The sequence below is a fragment of the Agrobacterium sp. K11 genome, assembly GCF_059429395.1.
In genome coordinates this window covers 279081-301253 of record NZ_JCAHRB010000010.1, presented here as the reverse complement: position 1 = coordinate 301253, position 22173 = coordinate 279081, and the positions used below count along the sequence as shown (strand labels likewise).

Genomic DNA, 22173 nt, shown 5'->3' with positions numbered 1-22173 from the left:
GGAAATCCTTTTCAACTCAGTTCAGGCGTGACCGGTCACCATGATAGGCGGCGGCAACGAGGGTGCGCATTTCTTGCGGGTTCAAAGGGCGGGGATTGTTTTGAATGAGGCGCGTTATGCCGCAACTTTGCTCGGCTACCCAGTCGATCCTGTCTTCAGCAAGGCCGAGATCGCGCAAAGTCGCGGGAATGCCGATCCGCTCGAAAAGCGTAACGACGGCGGGAATAACGTCCTCGGGGCAGGCCAGCCCGGCCGCGTCGGCAATCTGCGCGAGTTCGCGCCCGATGACCGGCTCGTTCCAGGTCATCACATAGGGCATAAGGCAGGCAACGCCGAGACCATGGGCTGTGTGGGTGAGGGCGCCGACCGGATACTGGATGGCATGGGCGGCGGCGGTTCCCGCTACCCCGAAGGCAAGCCCCGCAAGCGTTGCGCCCAGCATCACCTTTTCACGCGCGACGCGGTCCGCGCCGTTTTTGCAGGCCGCTTCCAGCCCCTGCCACAGCAGGGTGATGGCGCTGAGTGCGAAATGATCGGATATCTCATTCTTGCCGACGAAGACGCGCTGCTGGGCAATACCCGGAACGGGGTCGCGCCGGATCGCTGTGAAGGCCTCGATCGCATGGGTCAGCGCATCGGCCCCGGCAATTGCCGTCAGGCCGGGCGGGCAGGAGAGGGTGAGTTCCGGATCGCAGATCGAGACAGTCGGGATCAGATAGGGGCTGGAGATGCCGACCTTCAGGCTGCGCTCGACATCGGAAAGCACGGCGACGGGCGTTACCTCCGATCCGGTACCGGCGGTGGTTGGAATGGTGATCAACGGCATTACGGCCCCCGGCACTCTATGCTCGCCGTAATAGTCCTGCGGCCTGCCACCGTGGCTGAGAAGCAGAGCCAGGCATTTGGCCATGTCCAGACACGAACCGCCGCCTATACCTATGACCAGGTCCGGCGAAAAAATGCGAGCGCGCTCGGCGCTGTTTGCAGCGGAATCGACGGGAACGTCGGGAAGGGTGGAGCTATCGACCATGACGGCGAGGCCGACGTCGTCAAGTTGACGGACGAGTGTGAGAAAGTCGGCATCTTCCGCAAGTCGTATATCCGTGACGATCAGCGCGCGCTTGCCGAACCTGGCGGCGATGCTGCCGAGTGCATGTCGCTGCCCGGCGCCGAAAAGCAGTTCGCGCGGCGCTCTCAATGTGCCGAAAAGGTTCATTCCGTGTCTCCTCCGATAATTCAGGCGGCCTTAAGCGCCATAAGCTGATCTAAAAGCGGCTGCGGCAGCTCTATTCCCGTGTTTTCAGTCTCGGCGCGGCGCTGACGCGCGCCATCACCCGGAATTGCGACCGGGTTTGCAGGGTTGGTCGGGCGGGACAGGCGCAGACGATCCAAATAGGTCGCAAGCGACTGGACACTGCCATTTCCCGCTGCCGCGTCGATGAGAATGAGAAGGTCGCCCTTGGTGGCCAGATGGGTATCGTCGAGCGTGCCATGTACATCGGGCGCGAGATCCGAACCGGCAAGCGCTGCGACGAGAAGTTCAATAGCAAGACCCAGCCCGTATCCTTTCGCGCCGCCGAAGGGCGCAATCGCCCCGGCCTTTGCCGCCTGTGGGTCGGTCGTTGGGCGGCCTTCCGCATCCACGGCCCAGCCAGACGGGATAGGCATTCCGCGCATTGTGTGATTGTGGATCTTGCCCATGGAAACGACGCTGGTTGCAAGATCGAGCACGAAAGGTCGCTCACCGCAGGGAATGCCGATGGCGATGGGGTTGGTGCCGAGCATCGCTTGTGTTCCGCCGAACGGATGCACGAGCGCCTCGCTGGTCGACATGACGATGCCGATCAGGCCTTCCCTTGCGACGGCCTCCGCATAATAGGCGAGCATGCCGATATGGTTGGCGTTATGGATCGCAGCGACAGCGATCCCTGTCTTGCTCAGTACACTTCGCATGGTCTGCATCGCATGCATGACCACCACAGGTCCGAGACCACATTCGCCGTCGACGCTGAGAAATGATCTCCGGCTCCATGTTCCGGTTCCGCATGCTCTGGCGTCGGAAATTCCCTTGTCCAGCCGGGAAAGGATGAGCGGCAGCCGCTGCAGGCCATGCGAAGGTAGCCCGCGCAGTTCGGCCTCCAGAAGCACGTCGGCCTGGAGGCGGGCATTGTCGGACGGGACGCCCCGACCTTCGAGCAGGGCCGTCGCCAGATGCCGGAGTCGTTCCGGTTGCTGCTTCATTTCGAAATCCTATATCAGATCATATACGATATTGTATTTGACATACGATATCTTATTTGTAACAAATGCCGACGTGTCAAGAAGCAATTGGAGAGTGAAAGTGGCTTTTACGGCGGAACGGGAAGCGAGAGCGAGCATTCGCCCGAGCAGCGTGGTCGATGGCGTTTACGACAATATCTACCATCGGCTGATGTCCCTTGAGATAGCGCCCGGCGCGCGTATTCCGATTGATGTCCTGGCACGCGAAATCGGCGTCTCCCAAACACCGATCCGCGAGGCCCTGAGCCGTCTCGAGCGCGAGGGGCTTGTGCGTAAGGAGCATCTGGTCGGCTACAGCGCAGCTCCGCAATGGACGAAAAAGCAGTTCGTAGATCTCTATGCCTTCCGTCTGCTGGTCGAGCCGGAAGCCGCAAGGCTCGCAACGCTCAACATGACCCCCGAGGCACTGCGTCAGCTTGAAAACTCGGCTGCGGATATGGGTAATGGCGAGACGCCCGTCGATCGCAACACGCGATACTCGCGGTTTGCCCGCGCGGATGCACATTTCCACGACGCGATTCTCAAGATTGCCGGAAATGACGTTATCCGCAGCACGCTGTCGAACCAGCATGTCCATCTGCATATTTTCCGGCTGATGTTTCACACACGGGTGACGCAGGAGGCACTCGAGGAGCACGAGAATTTGCTTGCGGCCTTTCGGTCGGGTGATCCGCAGGCGGCGGTCGACGCCATGCGCATCCATATCGAACGTTCACGCGACCGGTTGCTTTCGGCTTTCGAATGAACGCGGTCCTGTCACCCCAACCCTTGGCATCGCCGGAAAGTTCGGCGGTCGCAACCCTTCGGGCCGATGGGCTTTGTAAAGCTTATGGTCCAATCACCGTCCTGTCGGACCTGACGCTCGATGTCCGCGCTGGAGAGGTTCACGCCATCATCGGTGAAAACGGCGCCGGCAAGTCGACGCTGATGAAGCTTCTGTCTGGTCATGTCGCGCCGACGCAAGGTCGGCTGTTCATGGACGGCCAACCGGTCGAATTTCGAAACGCGGTGGAGGCGGAAAATGCCGGTATCGTGCTGGTGCATCAGGAAATTCTGCTCGCCGCGGACCTTACGGTTGCAGAAAACCTGTTTCTGGGGCGTGAAGTCGGCCGTGGCCCGATGGTTGACGACCAGGCGATGAACCGCCGCACCGCCCAGTTGCTGGAAAGGGTCGGTTCGACGGCGCGCCCGCGTGACCGTGTCAGTGAATTGCCGCTTGCCCAGCGCCAGCTTGTGCAGATTGCACGCGCGCTTCTTGACGACCGCAAGGTCGTCATTCTGGACGAGCCGACAGCGGTTCTGGCCAATGACGAGGTGGCGGCCCTGCTCGACATCGTCAGGCGGCTGCGTGATCACGGTGTGGCGGTTCTCTATATATCCCATCGCCTCGACGAGGTGCAGGCGCTTGCCGACCGCATCACCGTGCTGCGTGATGGCTGCATGATAGGCACCTGGCCGGCCGCCGGTCTCAGCCAGCGTGAAATGGCCGAACTTATGGTCGGGCGGGAACTGGAGATGCTTTATCCCCACAAACGCCCGCCTGCCGAAGGCGCGCCCATTCTCTCGGTCACCGATCTGACGGTCGACCATCGCGCAGAAAATGCGAGCTTCAGCGTCCGGCCGGGGGAGGTGCTCGGCATCGGCGGCATGATCGGTGCTGGACGCACCGAACTGATCGAGGGGCTGATGGGTCTTCGCCCGTCACGGACGGGCAGCGTCACTCTCAACGGCCAGGAGATCAAACACCGGTCGGTCCGCACGATGATGGAGGCCGGCCTTGTCTATCTGACCGAGGATCGAAAGGGAAAGGGCCTGCTTCTGGAGGAGAAGCTTGGTCCCAACCTGACGCTTCAGGCGCTGGACACGGTCAATCCGCGCGCGGTTCTCGACAGACGGGGCGAGCGCTCACGGCTTGAGGAGGCCGTGACGGATTACGATATCCGCGTCCGTTCGCTACGGCTGGAGGCGGGAAAACTTTCAGGAGGCAACCAGCAGAAGCTGCTGCTTGCCAAGGTCATGCTCACCGATCCTTCGGTGGTGATCATCGATGAACCGACGCGTGGCATCGACATTGGCAACAAGAGCCAGATCTACGAATTCATCGACGCCATGGTGCGGGCGGGCAAGGCCTGCATCGTCATCTCGTCGGAAATGTCGGAGCTGGTGGGGCTTGCCGACCGTGTTCTCGTGATGCGGGCAGGGAGGATCGTCGCCGAACTTTTCGGCGATGAAATCAATGAGGAAAATGTCGTCTACGCCGCAACTGTCGGTGGACGCGACGTCGTCGGGGAGGACGAACATGACCGCAGCGACAGCAACAACAACAATCATACCCGTTGACGAGGGTAGCCGCATCCGCTGGGCGGATCTCGCACCCTTCATTGCACTTGCCGTCATCGTCCTCATCGGCGCCCTGGTCAATTCCAATTTCGTGGCGTCGGCCAACCTGATCAACGTGGTCACACGCAGCGCCTTCGTCGCCATCATTGCCGTGGGAGCGACCTTCGTGATCTCGTCGGGTGGGCTCGACCTGTCGGTCGGCTCGATGATGGCGTTCGTTACCGGCATCATGATCATGGTGATGAACCATCTTGCCCCATCTTTCGGCGGCTGGGCCATCCCGATGGGAGCTGGCGTGGCGCTGGTGGTCGGCGCTTTCTGCGGGCTGTTTAACGGCCTGATCGTGACGGTGGGGCGCATCGAGCCCTTCATCGTGACGCTTGGCACGATGGGGATTTTCCGGGCGTTCATCACCTTCATGACGAATGGCGGTTCGCTGCCCATCGACCGAAGCCTGCGCGATGCCTACCGACCTGTCTATTTCGGCAGCATTTTCGGCATTCCCTATCCGGTGCTCATTACCTTCGTCGTCGTGATGATCGGCGCGTTCCTGCTTTATAAAACCAAGTATGGCCGCCGCCTGACATCGGCCGGGTCCAATGTCGAAGTCGCCCGCTTTTCCGGGGTCAATGTCGCGGCCGTTCGCACCGGCGCCTATGTCATTCAAGGCATCTGCGTGGCCATTGCGGCCATCTGTTACGTGCCGCGTCTCGGCGCGGCAACGCCGACGACCGGACAGCTGTGGGAACTGCAGGTCATCACCGCTGTCGTGATCGGTGGCACCCTTCTTCGCGGCGGACGCGGGCGCATCGGCGGTACGGTGGCCGGCGCACTCATTCTTGAGGTCATCGCCAACGTCATGGTCCTCTCGGACATGGTCTCGGAATACCTCGTCGCCGCCGTACAGGGTGCGATCATCATCATCGCCATGCTGGCGCACCGCTTTACTGCCAACCGCTGAAAACAGCACTGACTTCAAAAGGAGGAGAAAATGAAGTCTATTATCCAGAAAGCCGGACTGTTGTTATCGACAGCCGCATTGGCCCTTGTCCTGCCGCTCGGCAGCGTTCAGGCCGAAGACAAGAAGGTGACGATCGCCGTGTCGATCCCTGCCGCGACGCATGGGTGGACGGGGGGAGTCGTCTACCATGCAGAGCAGGCCGAAAAGGAAATCGAAGCCGCGTTCCCAAATATCGACGTGGTGCTGTCGACGGCGGCCTCGGCAACCGCCCAAGTCTCGGCGCTTGAGGATCTCTCGGCCAGCCGCAAGCTCGATGCGCTCGTAATCCTGCCCTTCACCTCTGAGGAGCTGACCGGCCCGGTCGAGCAGATCAAACAGAAAGGCACCTTCATTTCCGTGGTTGACCGTGGCCTTACCGATCCAAGCGTGCAGGATCTCTATGTCGCGGGCGACAATGTCGCCGTTGGCGCCAACACCGCGCACTGGCTCGTCGACAAGCTGGGCGGCGAAGGACAGATCGTTGTGCTGCGGGGCATCCCGACGGTTATCGACGACGAGCGAATTAAAGGCTTCTCGGATGTCATCGCCAAGTCAAACATCAAGATACTCGACATCCAGTACGCCAACTGGAACCAGGATGAAGCCTTCAAGCTGATGCAGGATTATTTGGCAAAACATCCAAAGATTGATGCGGTCTGGGCTAATGACGACGACATGCTTCTCGGCGTGCTTGAGGCTGTCGACAATGCCGGCCGCAAGGACATCAAGTATGCGCTGGGCGGCAACGGAATGAAACAGGTTATCGAGATGGTGAAGGAGAAAAACGCGCGCACGCCGATCTCCACACCCTATCCGCCGTCGATGATCAAGTCGGCCATCTACATGACGGCTGCCCAGTTCGCGGGGCAGGCGCCGGTACGCGGCTCCTTCCTGCTCGGCGCGCCGCTCATCACGCCGGAGAATGCGGACCAGTTCTATTTCCCCGCATCGCCATTCTGATCGCACACCGGGCCCGGCTCCAGCCGGGCACACCACAACACCCATGATAAAAGGAGACACGACATGAGCGGCAAGAAAATCCTCATGCTGACCGGTGAATTCACCGAGGAATATGAAATCTACGTCTACCAGCAGGGGATGGAGGCTGTCGGCCATACGGTGCACGTCGTGTGCCCGGACAAGAAGGCCGGCGATCGTATCAAGACCTCGCTGCACGATTTCGAAGGCGACCAGACCTATACCGAAAAGCTCGGCCACTATGCCGATATCAACAAGACCTTCTCAGAGGTGCAGGTAGAGGAATATGACGCCGTGTACGCTGCGGGCGGCCGTGGCCCGGAATACATCCGCACCGACAAGCGCGTGCAGGACATGGTGCGCCATTTCCACGAAACCGGAAAGCCGATCTTCACGATCTGCCACGGCGTACAGATACTGATGGCCGTGCCCGGCGTGCTGAAGGGCAGGAAGGTCGCCGGGCTGGGCGCCTGCGAGCCCGAAGTTACCGCTGTCGGCGGCATCTATATCGACGTGAAGCCCACGGAGGCCTATGTCGACGGCAATATGGTTTCTGCGAAAGGCTGGACGGGATTGGCCGCTTTCATGCGCGAGTGCCTGAAAGTACTCGGTACCAAAATTACGCACACCTGACAGACTGATGAACCCGACGGCATGCCCCTGCAATCCAAGGGCGGGGGCATGTCCGACATGTCGAGCAACAGTGTTGCGGATAACATAGATGGGCTAATCGGCTACGTGCCCCATCCAATCCGCCCGGAAGAAGGAGCCGCACCGCACTGCCGATGATACAAGTGGCCTGTCGGAAACCAGGCACAACCATCATGCAGAGGAGCGCAGCCATGAAACACTATGCCGGCCTCGATGTCTCGATCAAAGAGACGAGCGTCTGTATCGTCGATGAAAACGGAAAGCTATGCCGGGAACGCAAGGTGGTCTCCCACCCTGATGACCTCGTTGCCATCTTGACCGATCCTGCACTCAGCTTGGAGAGGGTGGGCGTTGAGGCAGGACCGTTATCGCAGTGGCTGTTTGAAGGGCTGGCAAAAGCCGGCCTCCCGGTGCTCTGCATTGAGACGCGGCACACCAAAGCTTTCCTTGACGCCCTTCAGCAGAACAAAAGCGACAGGAACGACGCGCGCGGTATTGCCCAGATGATGCGGGTCGGCCTGTTCAAGGATGTGCATGTGAAGACGCTCACCAGCCAGAAGCGCCGCGCCTTGCTAACCGCCCGATCGTTGCTGCAGGAAAAGGCGATCGATTTGGAAAACGAGATGCGCGGGCTCTTGCGCAACTTCGGACTGAAGGTCGGTCAAGCCTCGGGCGGCACGTTTGAGAGAAGGATACTTGAACTCGTCGAACACGACGCTGACCTAGCGGAAATCATGGAGCCACTGCTAGCCGGACGACGCAAGTTGCGAGAAGGGCTTGCCAAGCTAGAGAAGCGGGTTCTGGCCGAAGCGAGGCAGGATGAGGTTTGCAGACGATTGATGACGGTGCCTGGCGTTGGACCGATTGTCTCGCTCGCCTATGTCTCGACGATCGATATTCCCAGCAGGTTTCGTCATTCCCGATCAGTCGGAGCGATATTGGGTCTTACGCCCGTGCTGAAACAGTCCGGCGAAATGAGCAGGGTCGGCCACGTCTCTCTACGCGGGGACGCCATGATGCGGCGACTGCTGTATGAGGCCGCCCAGTCGATGATGACGCGAGTGGTAAAATGGTGCTGGCTGAAGGCATGGGCCATGAACATTGCCAAGCGGCATGGCAGCAAGAAGGCCAAAGTGGCACTGGCCCGCCGTCTCGCTGTCGTCATGCATCGCATGTGGGTGGATGGCACAGAGTTTCGCTGGACGAGGGAGGACACTGTTTCAACCGTAGCGGCATGACAGTCAGCCACAGAGGCAATCGAAAGGTTCGAATTCAAGGTTCCGCATAGCAGCGGAAGACGTCCTTCGCGGACGATGGTGATGTGAGTTCGCGGCGTCGCTTATACCGATGATCCGTCATCAGGATGCAGCATAGATTGGGCCACATCATCTACTGGACCCCATCATGGGAGGGCCGAGTGCCGATCCCGGAGAGAAGCGCGGGCCGCGAATAGACGATGACGCTAGACAAGCAGGGCTCAGAACTGCGTCTTTGCGACGGACAGCTTTCGGCTGACAAGCGCTAAAACGAATGTAGGCCGTGCTTTGATGCAAGACGTGTTTCGACCCCCATTCCCGCCATTCGCTCAGTTGATTTTAACTCCCGAAACCGGCCATAGGCAGTGGGTCAGGCTGAATCATCTGAGCGAAAGCTCATCAGCTTTGGGTGAGATTTTGCTATCGCAACCACCGACACAACGCAAAGCAGTCCACCAAGCGCAAGAGATAGGCCCGGCGGCATGATCGCGGCCATAGAACCCGATCGGAAGTTTCCGACCTGCGGCGCGGCGGTGCCAGCGATCTGCTCTGCTGCCAATACCCGCCCTCGAACATCTGGCGAACATGAAAGCTGAACGATCGCCGCCCGTGCCACAACTGCGACCGTATCGGCGGCCCCGGCAACGGTAAGGCAAGCAAGGGTCACCCAACCCGAGCTAGCGAGGCCAGCCACGATTAGTGCCATCCCCCACAGGGCAATGGCATAGAGCTGAACCGTGCCTTGCCGGTCATAGCGTGTAATACCACCAGAGAAAGCTGTGGCCACTATGCCGCCTACCGCAATGGCGGACAGAAACAGGCCAAGCGTTTCAGGCGTGCCACCAAAGCGATCCTGGTTCAGAGCCGGAAAGAGAGCGATCGGCATTGCCAGCGCGGTCGCCGCCAAATCGGCTAACAACGTGCCCCGCAGCGCCGAGTTCTCGCTGATAGCGAGGAAACCCGCCGCAAGGCGCTTTCCCATACCTTCCTTAGTTTGCAGCGGCGGTATCGCGGGCAGCCTCCAAAGACCAAGAAATGCAAGTCCGAATGCGATGGCTTGTGCGGCGTAGCACCCGGCTATTCCCAAAGTACCGGCAATCAGGCCGGCAAGGGCCGGGCCGCCGAGCATCGCAAATTGGAAACTGCCCTGGGAAACAGCGATACCAGCCGCAACCTTTTCCGCTGGCAGAATAAAGGGGATCAACGCCTTCCGAGCAGGCTGCCCAATGGCGGTACACGCCGCTTGGCCTGCAGCAAGGGCAAGAAGGAGTTGAGGGGAGGCCCAGTTGGCAGCGGCCTGGCCCAGCAGTGCCAACGCGAAGATGACCGAACCAAAGTTCGACAGCAGGATCAGTGCGCGTCGTTCCCGAGTGTCGGCCAGCACACCGCCCCAAAGCCCGAAGATGACCATAGGAACGGCAAGCGTCAGCCCTACGGCTCCGGTCATCAACGGCGATCGAGTCAGCTCCCACATCTGATAAAGGACGGCGAAGGCGGTGAATTGATTGCCAAACGTTTGGAATGATGTGCCCATCCATAGGTGGCGAAAGGCCCGGTTCCCGGTCAACGGACTAAGATCGATGACGCGTATCATTTGCCCTGTAGCTCCACCATGTGGCCAGCGAGCCGCTCTTGCAGAGACCTGGTTGCGAGCTTGACGCGGATGTCTTCGATGACCTTGGTCAAGGGATAAGGTAGCTCGGCCTCCAGTTCCGCGATCATGGCCTCCGTTGCGTTCCATTCCGCTATTAGGAACGGAATCACCGAGTGCCCCTTTTTGGTCAGCCCAACGAGGACGCTACGGGCATCCTGACCGGGATTAGTCTCAACGAGAGCCGCCTCGTTCATCGCTTTTACCGATTGGCTCATGGCTGCATGAGTGACCCTACAAGCCTGCGCGAGGACCTTGATTGTCATTGGCCCATGGTCGGCCAGGGCAATCAAGGCCATGCTAAAGCGCGGTCGAACACCGGCGACATCGTGGGACCGATATAGGTCGGCGATGGTATCGTCTATCTCCCTCAAAAGAGCAGAGACTGGGGAGAAGATGCTACGGGGAAGAACAGGTTCTTGCTTCATAATAGCGCTTATATAAAAGCCCTATTACATTCCGATGACGATGAATAGTTGGCTGCTCGATCATCTGCAGCAGCCATAAGCTGCCCGTCCACTACCCCCATCAATGGCAGGTCCGGGCAGACTGCGGACGATGATCATGCATCATCCCGTCCAGGAAAAAACACGAAAGACGCTTGACCTCACCCCGCCGATTAGAGAAGCGCCGCACGGTTGAATGGTGGCAAGATATAGATTGCTAACCCAGTGCCTTTCGGCCGTTTAAGTGGCGATGACGGCCATTCTCCTCACGGCAAAGTTTGTCCAACAGGCCATCTCGGTGTCTTCGCTTTTGCGGTCGAACAGCAAAAAATACAAACCGTGCCGAAGCCCATTGCCAAGCGCGATGTCGCGCAACGACGCACGTGGCTTCTCATAGCTGCTGGGCAAATGAAGGAGATGCTCCTTGAATGCATTTGAGAAATGGTGGCTTGGATTGAGGCCCGAGGGATCATCTCATCTATGCGTTGGAGCGGGTCAGCGGCTCGGGTCCCTTGAAGGCAGGGATCTTAAGCCCCTTTCAAACAGGCTTTAGCAAAAACCGTTCAATTTAAGGATTCGATACGCTTCGATCGATGTTCGAAGTGCATCCTCAGAATTGCGGTCTCCGTCATTGGCGTCGGGATGGTGCATTTTGAGCCTCTCCTTATAGCGGCTCTTGATTTCTTGGGATGTCGACTGGGACGAAAGGCCGAGTGTTTCGAAAGCTTTGGCTTCCAGTACCTTGAGCTTTCTCTGTTGGGCGCCGATCCGCGATTGCCCCTGCCGATCGGCTTTGCGAGCGTTTAGCGTTTTTGCCGAGCCTGAACGAACTGAAGACGGCAGCGGAGTTTCAGTTGCCGTGCTCACCCTCGTTCCCCAGGTCGGGCGCGCACCCGTCGTCGCTTCCTTCTGGTAACGGGCGACGTCGGCATTGGAGGGTGGCGTCGTAAAACTATAACCCTTGTTGTAGTCAGTCACATGCTCAAGGCAGAATAAGAGGTAAAGACCTTCTGCACCCGATCCCACCGGCGCGCGGTGAGTACCGCTCTTTTCACACCCGTCCCATTGGCATTTTGGGCCTGTGGCTTGGCTGGCCGATGGCGAGCGTTTGCGAGCGGATCGAAGACCTACGAATATTTTCGAATCATGCGTCATTGGAACTATATGGACGCGGAGGACCCCTAGGGCAACATCAGACATCTCCAATCTCGATCAATATATACAGGGCGCGACAGCCAACCTCACTGGGGGAAGCGCTGTTTTCTTGGCAAATTGGTCGTTTGGAAATGGCCAACATGGGCAATTTCTAGTCATGCTCATGTCTCGCTGAAAACCTTGCCCGCTCGACAATCATTCTCGCAGTGTGTGCAAAGATATTCGCGAGATCGTGGTCGCGGTACCGTCGAGGGATTGCCGGCCGCCCTGCATGGGAATTGCCAAGTCGAGGGTTCGATGCCTTTCAAGAGCTGGAACTGCAGTACAGAAGGGCTGGCTCTGATGTCATGGTCAGTGGAAAATAACCGCTCATGGATCAACACAGGTATGAGATAGTGATCTCTCCGCGTCAGCAATATCAAAGCGGTAGACTACTATCAGCTGCCGCTTCAAATATGACTCTGGTCTTTAAGGTGTTTATGCGGTTGTCAGTTCCTGAAGTGCAAGATTGATCCAGTAGGACATACCGTAACCCAGGGTCTCATCGTTGAAGTCGAATCGATCGGTATGGACATCATGGATTTTACCGTCTGGTCCGGCACCTGCACCCAGCCAGCAATAAGCTCCGGGTCGGTCGGTGCTGAAGAAGGCGAAGTCCTAGCCTCCCGTAGACTGTGCTCTTTGGTCAGATATCTTCCCATCACCCAGCGTTGTCCTGGCAGCGCTCAGCGCGGCATCGACGGCAGACGGTTCGTTGACGAGGGGGGGGCGTATTGCGGCTGATGTTTATATCGACGGTGCAACGTGCAGTCTGCGCTGCGGCTATAGCGTGTTCTCGTATCCGCTCGCTGATGATATCGGCAACCTCGGTCTCGAAATAGCGCGCGGTGCCGGAGACGGTCATATGAGTCGGCATGACGTTGGGGGATCTGCTCGAACCACCGGCGATATGGATATCGGAAGGCACCGCCAACCAGTTCGCAATGGAGAAGGCCATCGCCTCCGGCAATGGGCGCCTCATGCGCGAGGCCAAGCTGGCGGCCAATACTGCCCGGCTCAAACGGCTCCGAGCCGCCTACGAGGACGACCAATATACGGTTCCGTCGCCAGATGCACGATGCCGAAGCCGCGGGCAATCAAAGCTCGACTGGTGGCAGATCTGGACGACGAGACCCTCGCGGCGGCTGCATAGCTGCGTTGCACAATAAATGTTTTCCCGATGGTCAAAAATCAGGCATAACGCCTTCAGCTGATGCAGATGACGGTCACCTCCCAGTTCCGTCGCAGCAGCTGTTCCCCTCTGGAGGTTTTAGATCTCCACACTTCATGGGCCGCGGTTTCCGCAGGCCCATTTTTTTATTCTTCGTCCGACGATTCTAAGTGATTTATACCGAGGCGGCTTTAGCGCAGGTCCCGCCGCTCAGCAGCGTGAAGAGCGATCATATCAAGGTACCTTTCTGTTCATGACAAAAAGGTGTGTTTCTTAGCTAGAGTAGGACAATGCGTCTGAAGCACAGATTATTTTCGCGTATTAGGCAGCGTAAGGCCGATATCCGCAAGCCGGAAAGGAGCAGTTCCTGCCTGCAGCAAGATAAAAGCGTCGACCCGGCCGATCGCAGGCCGAGAACCTAGGAATTCGTCAATTTCGGCGACCAGCGACAGGATTTCGGGCGTGATGCGGACGGTCGCCGTTTTTAGAAATTCTGTTTCCTCATCTATTCCTATCCAATTTTGTTGTCAGAGCTTTTCAGATCTGACTGTTGTTCAGATAAGGCTGAATATTCCCCAGCACCCGCTTGGGGGCAATCGGCGCGATACGCAGTTCGCAGAATTCGGTGATCTTTCATTGAAAATGACGTGATGAAAGTTCGTGTTTGGTCATGCTCATTCCGTTTCTGTCGAAACCAAGGCCGAGGGCGAGCGGAAATAAGGTGTTGGCGTTCACGAAATATTTTTAGGGCAAGTGGTTGCCTGTCGATCGCTGCCTGTTGAATGGAGCGCTGCCGATTGTGGTGCTGCGTGATAAACAGGCTTGCAATAACTCAGTTATGGCAACAATCATGAGCTATATAGAAGGTGGCTATAACTCATGAAAAGCAAATTGTTAGCGTTCGTGTTAGTCTGATCCATTTTCCCGTTTCGCCGTGATCCACTTACGCCGGATAAAATTGTTCTAAAAACAATTCACTATCCCGAATGTGGCTGGGCTAATGCGGAATGGAAATACGGGTTAAATCTGGGTGAAACCCGGCAGCGAAGGCTCAGATTTTTGTTCAGAAAAATCCCGGGCAATTAATCGATCGTAAGCCCCCCGTGGGTTCCATCGATTGTGCCGGAGAGAGCAATATCCGAGACGTTCTGACCTTGGTCAGAACATGTTTTTCCGTTGAAGATATGCGGTCGGTCGACCAGGATCCGAGATTTGACGCTTCGGTCCTTGCTGAAATCGCGTTCTGTGCCCTGTCCCCTGCGACCAATGATCCCGATACTGCGGTCGATGTCATTGGCCGTACGCTCCGCGTACTGGCAGTCTGGGACGAACCCGTCGAGACCTCGCACCAAGATGCCGTCCCATGTGCAAATGTCTGTCTCCCGGCCATACGACTCAATGATATTTTTACACCGATGGCTCGCTATGGCGCAGCCATTGTCGAAGTCGGTCTTCGTCTCCAGAAAGTTTTCGGCATATTGGCGCAGTTCAACGCGCCCCGCTTTCGAGACAACGCTATCCGACGTTCGACAGAGGCACTATCCCGGGCTGAGCTCGCCTTGAGCCTCGAAAGTGACAAACACCGCGTGAGCGTTGCCGCACAGGCTGTTTCTGGCGCAGCAATCTGACCTTCCTGGCCGGAATCGCGGAGGACGATCAGCTTTTTTGGGATGTCATGGTAGCGCGCGACCGACCAGCCACGGACAACAAGACGGCGCCCAGCACCCTGAGACCACTGAGCCCGCGAGAACGCCTATTTGGTTTTTTCCAGCGCGGTCATGGCCTGATCTAGCCCGCGCCAGGAGAGCGGAATTGCTACGGTTTGTCTGCCGCCATCGACGAAGCGCAACTGGCCTTCGGTGCCCGCGCGGAATAAGGCGAGCACCGCTGCATCAGGCTTTCCATGCGCAGCGCAACTACCCGCCAGGCAGCGGGTCCACGAAAGTTCCAGTCGTCCTTTTTCCTCTACGCCGATCTTTCCGTTGCCAGAAACATGCACGTTTCCGGGCAGGGAAACGTTGACGGGCAGAAGCGCTGTTAGGATCAAGTCTTCCTGATCCGGCAATCTTCCGATGGCTATTTGCGCGATGGGTTGCTGTTGGCCCTGAATCTGCACTGTCTGTACAACTTCGCAGCTCCGCGCGCCTGATCTTCCAGCTTTGGCGATATCGGAAGCCGCGCCATCCTGAGACTGCGATTGAACGCAACGCAGCACCCAGCTTCCATAGCTTGCGGTCGTGCTGGCAGGTTCGGCTGTCATTGGCCCTCCACCGAGAGCTGTATTCGTCTGAGAGAAAGCGGGCAGGGTAGAGAGGATGGAGATAAGAAGGATAAAAATGGAACGGGATATGGAATGCATGATCGTCATGAATAAAGAGCCTGTGGAGCAGTTATCAGAAGCGCGCGATGAATCTCAGATTGAAGCGATTGTCATCGTCAATATCTGAAGCTTCACCATGAGCGTATTCAAGAGAAAGAGTGCCGGAATGCGGCGTCGCCTTTTCGGACAGACCGAAGCGGACACCCGCGCCGAAAGAGCTTGCGCGTATTACGTCCGCTTCTAGCGCAGTGGGCACTTCAAGCCGCACTAAGCCAGCAGCGGCGAAAACGTAGGGAGCAGCCGCGCTGCCCCAACTATTGGACAGGTTGAAGGTGAGCGGGAAAGCCAGTTCCCCGCGCAGCGCCCCTCCAGCGTCCCCCTGTATTTTGCCGCTATCAAAGCCGGACAGCCAGTCAAAGCCGCCGAGGCCGAATTGTTCAGATGAAGCAAGCGCATCGCCAAAGGATGTTTGCGCTTTGCCCGCTAGCGACATTCTCAACCGGTCATTGATCATGGACTTGCTATAGCCAAAGGATACCTCCAGTTTGCGAAAGTCTGGATCAGCGCCATCACGAGACAGTGGTAGGTCATTGGTTGCGCTACGTGCACCCAGCGTATCGAGACCAAAGGAAGCCGTTACGCTGGCGTTTAGCTGACCGCCCCACGGCAAAAAAGCGTCGCCCGTTTGCGTAAAGCGGAGAACACGCAGTCTGTCCTCGGTAAAGGCAGTGCGAGAGCCGCCAAGATCGAGGTCCTGCTTTTCCTCCATCACGTCTAATGCGACCACTGAACTGGTATTGAAATCACGGGACCGCACCCAGTTATAGCCAAGCTTCGTGGAGAAGCGCTGGTAGTGATCGACCATCGTGAAAGAAAGGTCAGAGGTCGGGTGCGTATGGCTGTCGACCCCTTCCAGGTTGAGCCAAGCGCCGTCCGTACCCAGCGGCACCGTCACACCGGCGACGATCTGGCGATTACGCGGGTCGCTGTCGAAGATCGAGTCGTTGAAGCCGGGATAGCCGGAGAGACGCAGATACCCGACCTCGCCAAAACCCAGAACGCTGTTGAAGTCTGCGCCAAGGCCAAGCATATAGGTGCCGAGATTTGCATCTAGGCCATTGTCGAGCGTCACGGTCGTGGTCACCGCGTCGTATTTTCCGTCCACCACCACAATGGTCGCGCCGGGTTTCGTGCCAGCTTTGAGAGTGGATCTCACGACCACGCCCGGTGTGTCACCCGCCAGAAGCATACGTCGCTCCAGGTCGGCCTTGGTGGGGTTGGGCTGCCCGACCAGCGGCGCTAGAACGCTGTCAATGCGCGCTCTGAGTGCGGGCGGTAGCGCGGAAGTATCCACTGCTTCCACCGTGCCTTGGGTAACGACCAGACGCAAAGGCTTACCATTCTTGATCGTCTGCGCCGGGAGTAAGACGCGCACGAGAATGTAACCAGCACGAGCGTAGGCCTCCTCAAGCGCGCGAGCGGCGGCGAAAAGATCGGCACCGGTAACGCGTTTGTTTTTCAAGGTTGCCTCTATGGAGGAAGTTTCCCTGGAGAGTGCGGGCAAGCCGCCTTCCACGAGGAGACCCGAGGGTGTTACGCTCAGTTTCTCAGCCCCTTGCGGGGCATCGACGCCGGTCGATGCAGGCAGAGAAAGGCCTCGCTCCGCTGCGCGAACGACGGGCGGAGCATAGCTTTCCTGCGTCAACTGCCCGGCAGTCTGCGCAAGCACTGATATAGGCGTTGCAAGAGCGAGACCGAACGTTGGAACTGCGCCTGCCAAGAAAAATCGTTTCTTCAAAATATTCATGATCTTACTCAAATATCAATTGCTGGAGCAGGAAGTGGCGAAGTTCGGGGCGAGGAAGCAGACCGCATTTGAGAATTGCAGGTTTTCGGTGGTCATGGCTCTATCATCGCCTGCTGCGGAATTGGCGGAGTACTGCACCAGCTGGGCGAACGACACCGGTACGAGTGTCTGCTGCGTGATTGCCTGGAAGGTCGTGGCTGGCCGAGGCACGTATGTTGCAACAGGCGTGTAACCGACAGTTAATGTTCCCGCACGGTAGTTGATGAGGTAGTTCTCGGCGCCATACCCGTCGACGGTGATCGTGTACAGACCGGCCTCCACGGCACTCTGTGCAGTACCGCCGTAATGAAGGGCGCCAGAAAGCACCAATACGTCGTCACCATTGACGAAGCCGCTATAAGTAACGCCGTTGCCGCCACTATACGCCTTGCCGTCATAGGTTTTGCGGGCGTCATTCGCAGTGATCGTCAGGATGGCGGGAGTGACGGTCAGTTCGGCGCTTTTATAGCTTATGTCGTAATTGCTGTTGGCAAGTGTAGCCTGTCTGATGGCGTAGTTGCCGACATTCGCCGAGGCAACGCTACCATCGCTGGCAAGCGAGCCGGAAAGTACGTCGCGATCAATGAGACCGTCGACAGTGTAAGTCAAATCGGCAACGGCGCCATAGTTCTTGGATATGGAGTCAGCCGTCACCGTTATGGCCTTTTTATTCACCGCAAGCGTGCCACCCAAGTATTCGATCGCGTAGTTGCCGGATGTAAGACCTCTGGCAAGAATGACATAGGTTCCGGCATCGACCACATCTTGCGAGGTGCCGAGATAGGAGAGCGTTCCACCCAGCCTATCCTCATCTTCGTCGTTGACGAAGCCCGCATAGGTGACGCCATTGCCGCCCACATAGCTATTGCCGTCATAGGTTTTACTGTCATCGTTGGCCGTGACTGTCAGGACCTTCTTTCCAACCGTCAAAGTGCCGTCGGTGAAGGAAATGTCGTAATTGCTGTTAGCAAGCGTTCCCTGGGTGATGGTGTAGGAGCCAGCACCGGCACTTTTGCCTTCGCCACCGCTGGCAAGCGAACCGGAAAGCGCGTCATCGCCAATCAGGCCATCCGCTGTGTAGCTTAGTAAAACGCTGTCTCCGTAAGTCTTGCTCGTGCTGTTCGCGGTGACCGTGATTGCCTTGGGATTGATCGTGAGCGTGCCGTCGATATACGTGATTTCGTAATTCTTTGACGTCAGCCCGGAAGCGCTTAGCGCATAGGTGCCCGCATCAGTGGCACCTTGAGAGGTTCCAGAATAGGACAGCGTTCCGTCGAGGACAACCTTGCCTTCACCTTCGACGAACCCGCCATAAATTACGTCATTGCCGCCCGAATAAGAAGCGCCGTCATATGTCTTGGTGTCGCTATTGGCCGTGACCGTGAGAGCTTTCTTATTAACAGTCAGTTCACCATCGACGTAGGTGATGTCGTAATTGTTGGCAGTGAGGCCTGACACGGCAATAGAATATGTTCCCGATTTGACGGCACCCTGAGCGGTTCCATCATAAGAAACCACACCGCCGAGAACCGTGGCATTCTCATCGTTGACGAAGCCGTTATATGTAACGCCATTGTTGCCGGAATACGCCAGCCCGTCATAGGTTTTCGTATCATTCCCCGCTGTAGCGATAAGCTTCGCTTTATTAACAGTAGTCGTATCGGAGCCGTAATAGAATATGCGGTAGACAGTTCCATCGGCGCTGACCTTGGTAGTTGTCTCTGTAGTGAGCTTTTTTGTTGAACTTCCGGCGGCGGCCATCGGATCGACATTAATCGTTACACTCGAAAACCCGAGGCTATCTCCGGCGGAGGCGAAAACATTGGCGGATGGGCCTCCCCTTGCGGAGGTTGTCACCGTGGCGGTGCTGTCGCCGTAGGTGGAGGAGGTTGTGGTGCCATTAATCCAAACCACTGCGGAAAGTGCGTACAGTTCAGGATTATAGCCTATTGAGGATGGTGCCCATGTGTTCTCAAAATCCCAGGAGGACGCCAGTTGCATAAAATACTCAGTGTTTTGCAATTCTGCCGTCGTTAGTCCCGTGGCACCCGTTAATGTTGTATCATTGCCGACGCCGTTGGTTCTCCCGCTGGTATCAGTGTTGAAATAGGATGCTTCAATTGTTGTTGACATACCCACACCGATTAAGCCGCCATTTATGACGGTGTAGTTGGAAGTGTATGTCCCAGCGCCTGTCGCGTATGTATTGGTAATAGTTGAATCGTAAGACTGTCCTACCAGACCACCCATGATGGACATGCTTCCATTATAGCCCGCACTCGTGGTCAGGTTTCCGGTTGCGAACGCATTGCTTATCGTCGAAGAATTTGCATAGCCGATCAAGCCGCCCGCATAGCTATAGCTGTAAATCGAGGACGACGAAGCACGCGCGCTGCCAGTCGCATAGACATTGCTCACCATGGTGTTGGAAATATTGCCGGCAAGTCCGCCCGCATAGCCGTAACCGTTGGCATCTCCTGACGAGACTTTCACCGCACCAGTTGCATATGCGTTGCTAACAGTGGCGTACGACACATCGCCTACCAATCCGCCGGCGAAACCTTTACTGTCGCGCCTCGTGGAGATTGTCGTAATATTGCCAGTGGCATATGCATTGCTGATAGTCACCGAACCAGACGCCCCACCAGCCAGACCGCCCGCATAGCTATAGGCGTTCGTGACGCCCGAACTGATCGTGACATCACCTGTGGCGTATGCATTGGTAATGAGGGTCGAAGATGTAGCGTACCCGACAAGGCCACCAGCATAGGCTGTAGACGTACCTGAAATTTCGAGGCTGTTATTCACGAGGCCTAAATCACGGATCTTGGCTCCAGACACATAGCCGAACATACCGTAGTAACTTCCACTCGCGGCATTGTTGCTGATTGTCAGATTTGAGACGGTATTACCAAGGCCGGCAAAGGTTCCCTTGAACGCCAGGTCGGAACTTCCTCTCCCCACCAGCGCTGAATTATAAGTTGTGCCTGAGGCATCAATGCTGCCACCCAAGGCATAATTTTTGTTCAAACCAGTGGAATTGATAGCGACAAGTTCGCTCATCGAATGAATAAGGGTGTAGGCATCGCCATTAACTGCAAAGCTGGCCCCAACCCCAGAAAGGGTCACCGAAGCGCCGTGGCCGAAAGAGTAATTTGTCCCTGAAACTACTGAACTCTCGGTTGCGTAGCCGCCATAGTTCAGAAAAAGACCCGCTGTCGCTCCCGTGGCTTTAACTTCGGCATTTATGTAGATGTTGTTGTAAGCGGACAGGGTCAATACCGTATCTGCTGACCAGGCGATATTGGAAGCAAGAGTGATGTTCCCCGTCTGACCGCCGGAAGATCCGGAGCCGCCGGTGCTGATCTCGACATTCGCATTGGTTAGCGCGGCTTCCAGCGTCGAAATGCTGATCACACTTTTCTCGCCAGTGGCCGTAGTGCCGGAAGAATTTGAAGCTTCTCCGTCCGAGATCGTAATATCGTGGGGATCGAGCAGCAATGTGCCGAAGGCGCCGGGGCCTTTCAGATCGGTAAAGCCCGTATATGCAAGCACAGCCTTACCCGATACTTCCACATCTCCGCCGATGCCCGAAGGACCTGCACCGCGCGCGGTGATCCTGCCCGCAAATGTGGTCAATTCATCCGACCAGACGATGACAGTGCCGCCATTGCCTGCATTGGTCGCATCCGCACTAATGGAACTGGCGGCGTCGATGCTGACGGTTTCGGCGCGCTGCGTATCGCCCTTGCCCTGATAGTCCCCGCCAATCTTCACGGTGCCGCCGCCCCTCTTGCCGGAGGCATCCACTGTTGCGCCCTTCATCGAGACGGATTTGCCGGTGACCGTGACCTTGCCACCCTTGCCGGTTGGCGATGTGGCCTTGACCTTGCCGGAGAGGGAGATACCTCCACCTTCTCCGCCGCCTATGACGATTTCGCCATCGCGGCCAGAGATACTGTTTGCTTCAACAACGCCCGTGAGATTGACGGCGTGGCGCGCTGCATTGCGGACAGTTGCGGCTGTCATCACGATGGTGCCGCCATCTGCTTTTATCGTGCCGTTGTTTTCGATCAGCGCACCTGAACCTTCCGCGCCTTCCTTGGTCGGAATGGCGACCTGCAGGAAGCCGTCGCCGGAAAGATCGAGCGTCGCCTGTTCGCCGGAGCCGAGGCCCACCTTGCCGACAGGAACCGCAATCAAACCGTCATTCCTGACTGTGCCGCCGATCAAGGCGGCATAGCCGCCGCGGCCGATGGTGATGATGCCTTCGTTCCTGACCTGGCCAGATGCGCCGTTGCCGGTGAAGTTGTAGTTGCCGTTCAGAAAGTCGTCATTGGAAATATCGAGAGTGGATGCAACGAAGCCGCCTCCCACATCGATTGTCCCCGTCGATGTTATGGCGATGCCGTTAGGATTGATCAGATAAACCTGACCGTTCGCTGTGATCGAGCCTGCAATTGTGGATGAGGTGCTGCCTGTGACGCGATTGAGAATCGCAGAGGAGGTGTCCGGCTGCAAGAAGTTGACCGTGTTACCAGCGCCCACTGAGAAACTGTTCCAATTGACAATGGCCTTGTCGGACCCCTGCGTAATCGTCACGCCAGTGCCCGACGTTCCAATCGAAACGGAACCTGATGCGACCTGCGCGCCAGTCGGCAGATTTTCCGCCGCCATCAGCGGCGACACCATCAAAGCCGTAGATGTCAGTAGTGCTATGGCAAGACGACCGCACCGCGTGGATCTACGCCTGTTGGAGACCGGCAACGGAAGTTGATTGGAGACAGCCGATGGCATGAAGATTCCTTGTTAAAAATTCAGGCGCTCACTCTTCCTCAGAACTTGGAAGGAGGTCTTGGCCGCAGACAATTAGGGGAGGCATTCACTGACTTGTTTCAGGTCTTCATGCTCTTAAAAAAGGGAGGAGAACGGGACAATCGTGGAGCCCATAGATGTGGATTGCACAGGCATCCTGTAATGGCGGGTATTGCGCATCGCATGTATCCAGCGCCCACCGTCCAGATTTGCTGCAAAGTCTCA

At 57.3% G+C, this 22173-nt stretch carries 16 protein-coding genes; 8 read left to right on the top strand and 8 right to left on the bottom strand.

Annotated features, from left to right (window positions below):
* Positions 1-16: 16 nt before the first annotated feature.
* Together AC5SEO_RS19640 and AC5SEO_RS19635 are read right to left on the bottom strand one after the other, a co-directional pair.
* Complete coding sequence (locus AC5SEO_RS19640; RefSeq protein WP_495363982.1) at positions 17-1216, bottom strand: iron-containing alcohol dehydrogenase; 1200 nt, start codon at positions 1214-1216, stop codon at positions 17-19.
* Positions 1217-1236: 20 nt separating this feature from the next.
* Entirely contained in the window at positions 1237-2241 is a 1005-nt protein-coding gene (locus AC5SEO_RS19635) for an Ldh family oxidoreductase (protein WP_495363981.1), read from the bottom strand.
* A gap of 94 nt (positions 2242-2335) precedes the next feature.
* Between AC5SEO_RS19635 and AC5SEO_RS19630 the strand changes: the two genes are divergently transcribed.
* The 6 genes from AC5SEO_RS19630 (at position 2336) to AC5SEO_RS19605 (ending at position 8487) form a co-directional block, all read left to right on the top strand.
* On the top strand, positions 2336-3025 hold the full coding sequence (locus AC5SEO_RS19630) for a GntR family transcriptional regulator (protein ID WP_306627261.1): 690 nt from the start codon (positions 2336-2338) through the stop codon (positions 3023-3025).
* A complete protein-coding gene (locus AC5SEO_RS19625; RefSeq protein WP_495363980.1) occupies positions 3022-4620 on the top strand; it encodes a sugar ABC transporter ATP-binding protein in 1599 nt (532 codons plus the stop codon). The genes AC5SEO_RS19630 and AC5SEO_RS19625 overlap by 4 nt, the downstream gene beginning before the upstream one ends.
* A complete protein-coding gene (locus AC5SEO_RS19620) occupies positions 4580-5581 on the top strand; it encodes an ABC transporter permease (RefSeq protein WP_495363979.1) in 1002 nt (333 codons plus the stop codon). Before AC5SEO_RS19625 ends, AC5SEO_RS19620 begins: the two co-directional genes overlap by 41 nt.
* 30 nt (positions 5582-5611) lie before the next feature.
* The gene (locus tag AC5SEO_RS19615; RefSeq protein ID WP_495363978.1) at positions 5612-6580 is read left to right on the top strand and encodes a substrate-binding domain-containing protein; all 969 of its coding nucleotides are present in this window, start codon (positions 5612-5614) and stop codon (positions 6578-6580) included.
* Between the two features lie 63 nt (positions 6581-6643).
* Positions 6644-7231 (top strand): DJ-1/PfpI family protein, encoded by a 588-nt coding sequence (locus tag AC5SEO_RS19610; protein ID WP_495363977.1) that lies wholly within the window; start codon positions 6644-6646, stop codon positions 7229-7231.
* A 209-nt stretch (positions 7232-7440) separates the two neighbouring features.
* Positions 7441-8487, top strand: a complete 1047-nt coding sequence (locus AC5SEO_RS19605; protein WP_025591837.1) for an IS110 family RNA-guided transposase — start codon at positions 7441-7443, stop codon at positions 8485-8487.
* Between the two features lie 388 nt (positions 8488-8875).
* Here AC5SEO_RS19605 and AC5SEO_RS19600 read toward each other — a convergent pair whose 3' ends face one another.
* From AC5SEO_RS19600 to AC5SEO_RS19590, 3 genes are all read right to left on the bottom strand, one after another.
* Entirely contained in the window at positions 8876-10099 is a 1224-nt protein-coding gene (locus AC5SEO_RS19600) for an MFS transporter (protein WP_025591839.1), read from the bottom strand.
* Positions 10096-10455 carry a MarR family winged helix-turn-helix transcriptional regulator gene (locus AC5SEO_RS19595; protein WP_202961873.1) on the bottom strand — a complete coding sequence of 120 codons (360 nt, stop codon included), beginning with the start codon at positions 10453-10455 and terminating at the stop codon, positions 10096-10098. The genes AC5SEO_RS19600 and AC5SEO_RS19595 overlap by 4 nt, the downstream gene beginning before the upstream one ends.
* Before the next feature lie 696 nt (positions 10456-11151).
* A complete protein-coding gene (locus AC5SEO_RS19590; RefSeq protein ID WP_495363997.1) occupies positions 11152-11757 on the bottom strand; it encodes a J domain-containing protein in 606 nt (201 codons plus the stop codon).
* Positions 11758-12671: 914 nt separating this feature from the next.
* Between AC5SEO_RS19590 and AC5SEO_RS19585 the strand changes: the two genes are divergently transcribed.
* Complete coding sequence (locus tag AC5SEO_RS19585; protein ID WP_495363976.1) at positions 12672-12965, top strand: hypothetical protein; 294 nt, start codon at positions 12672-12674, stop codon at positions 12963-12965.
* A 1057-nt stretch (positions 12966-14022) separates the two neighbouring features.
* Entirely contained in the window at positions 14023-14595 is a 573-nt protein-coding gene (locus tag AC5SEO_RS19580; protein WP_495363996.1) for a DUF2254 family protein, read from the top strand.
* 125 nt (positions 14596-14720) lie between these two features.
* Here the strand turns inward: AC5SEO_RS19580 and AC5SEO_RS19575 are convergent, their stop codons facing one another.
* The 3 genes from AC5SEO_RS19575 to AC5SEO_RS19565 all read right to left on the bottom strand — a co-directional run bounded on the left by AC5SEO_RS19575 (position 14721) and on the right by AC5SEO_RS19565 (position 21810).
* Complete coding sequence (locus AC5SEO_RS19575) at positions 14721-15227, bottom strand: invasion associated locus B family protein (protein ID WP_495363975.1); 507 nt, start codon at positions 15225-15227, stop codon at positions 14721-14723.
* Between the two features lie 133 nt (positions 15228-15360).
* Positions 15361-17094, bottom strand: coding sequence for a ShlB/FhaC/HecB family hemolysin secretion/activation protein (locus AC5SEO_RS19570; RefSeq protein ID WP_495363974.1), 1734 nt, complete (start codon positions 17092-17094; stop codon positions 15361-15363).
* Positions 17095-17109: 15 nt separating this feature from the next.
* Positions 17110-21810, bottom strand: coding sequence for a beta strand repeat-containing protein (locus tag AC5SEO_RS19565; RefSeq protein WP_495363973.1), 4701 nt, complete (start codon positions 21808-21810; stop codon positions 17110-17112).
* Positions 21811-22173 lie beyond the last annotated feature (363 nt).

Excerpts from the sequence above, each read along its gene's own strand:
- AC5SEO_RS19640 (WP_495363982.1), bottom strand. The coding sequence starts at position 1,216 with ATGAACCTTTTCGGCACATTGAGAGCGCCGCGCGAACTGCTTTTCGGC.
- AC5SEO_RS19635 (WP_495363981.1), bottom strand. The coding sequence starts at position 2,241 with ATGAAGCAGCAACCGGAACGACTCCGGCATCTGGCGACGGCCCTGCTC.
- AC5SEO_RS19625 (WP_495363980.1), top strand. The coding sequence starts at position 3,022 with ATGAACGCGGTCCTGTCACCCCAACCCTTGGCATCGCCGGAAAGTTCG.
- AC5SEO_RS19620 (WP_495363979.1), top strand. The coding sequence starts at position 4,580 with ATGACCGCAGCGACAGCAACAACAACAATCATACCCGTTGACGAGGGT.
- AC5SEO_RS19615 (WP_495363978.1), top strand. The coding sequence starts at position 5,612 with ATGAAGTCTATTATCCAGAAAGCCGGACTGTTGTTATCGACAGCCGCA.
- AC5SEO_RS19610 (WP_495363977.1), top strand. The coding sequence starts at position 6,644 with ATGAGCGGCAAGAAAATCCTCATGCTGACCGGTGAATTCACCGAGGAA.
- AC5SEO_RS19605 (WP_025591837.1), top strand. The coding sequence starts at position 7,441 with ATGAAACACTATGCCGGCCTCGATGTCTCGATCAAAGAGACGAGCGTC.
- AC5SEO_RS19600 (WP_025591839.1), bottom strand. The coding sequence starts at position 10,099 with ATGATACGCGTCATCGATCTTAGTCCGTTGACCGGGAACCGGGCCTTT.
- AC5SEO_RS19595 (WP_202961873.1), bottom strand. The coding sequence starts at position 10,455 with ATGGCCTTGATTGCCCTGGCCGACCATGGGCCAATGACAATCAAGGTC.
- AC5SEO_RS19590 (WP_495363997.1), bottom strand. The coding sequence starts at position 11,757 with ATGACGCATGATTCGAAAATATTCGTAGGTCTTCGATCCGCTCGCAAA.
- AC5SEO_RS19585 (WP_495363976.1), top strand. The coding sequence starts at position 12,672 with ATGACGTTGGGGGATCTGCTCGAACCACCGGCGATATGGATATCGGAA.
- AC5SEO_RS19575 (WP_495363975.1), bottom strand. The coding sequence starts at position 15,227 with ATGACAGCCGAACCTGCCAGCACGACCGCAAGCTATGGAAGCTGGGTG.
- AC5SEO_RS19570 (WP_495363974.1), bottom strand. The coding sequence starts at position 17,094 with ATGAATATTTTGAAGAAACGATTTTTCTTGGCAGGCGCAGTTCCAACG.
- AC5SEO_RS19565 (WP_495363973.1), bottom strand. The coding sequence starts at position 21,810 with ATGGCGGCGGAAAATCTGCCGACTGGCGCGCAGGTCGCATCAGGTTCC.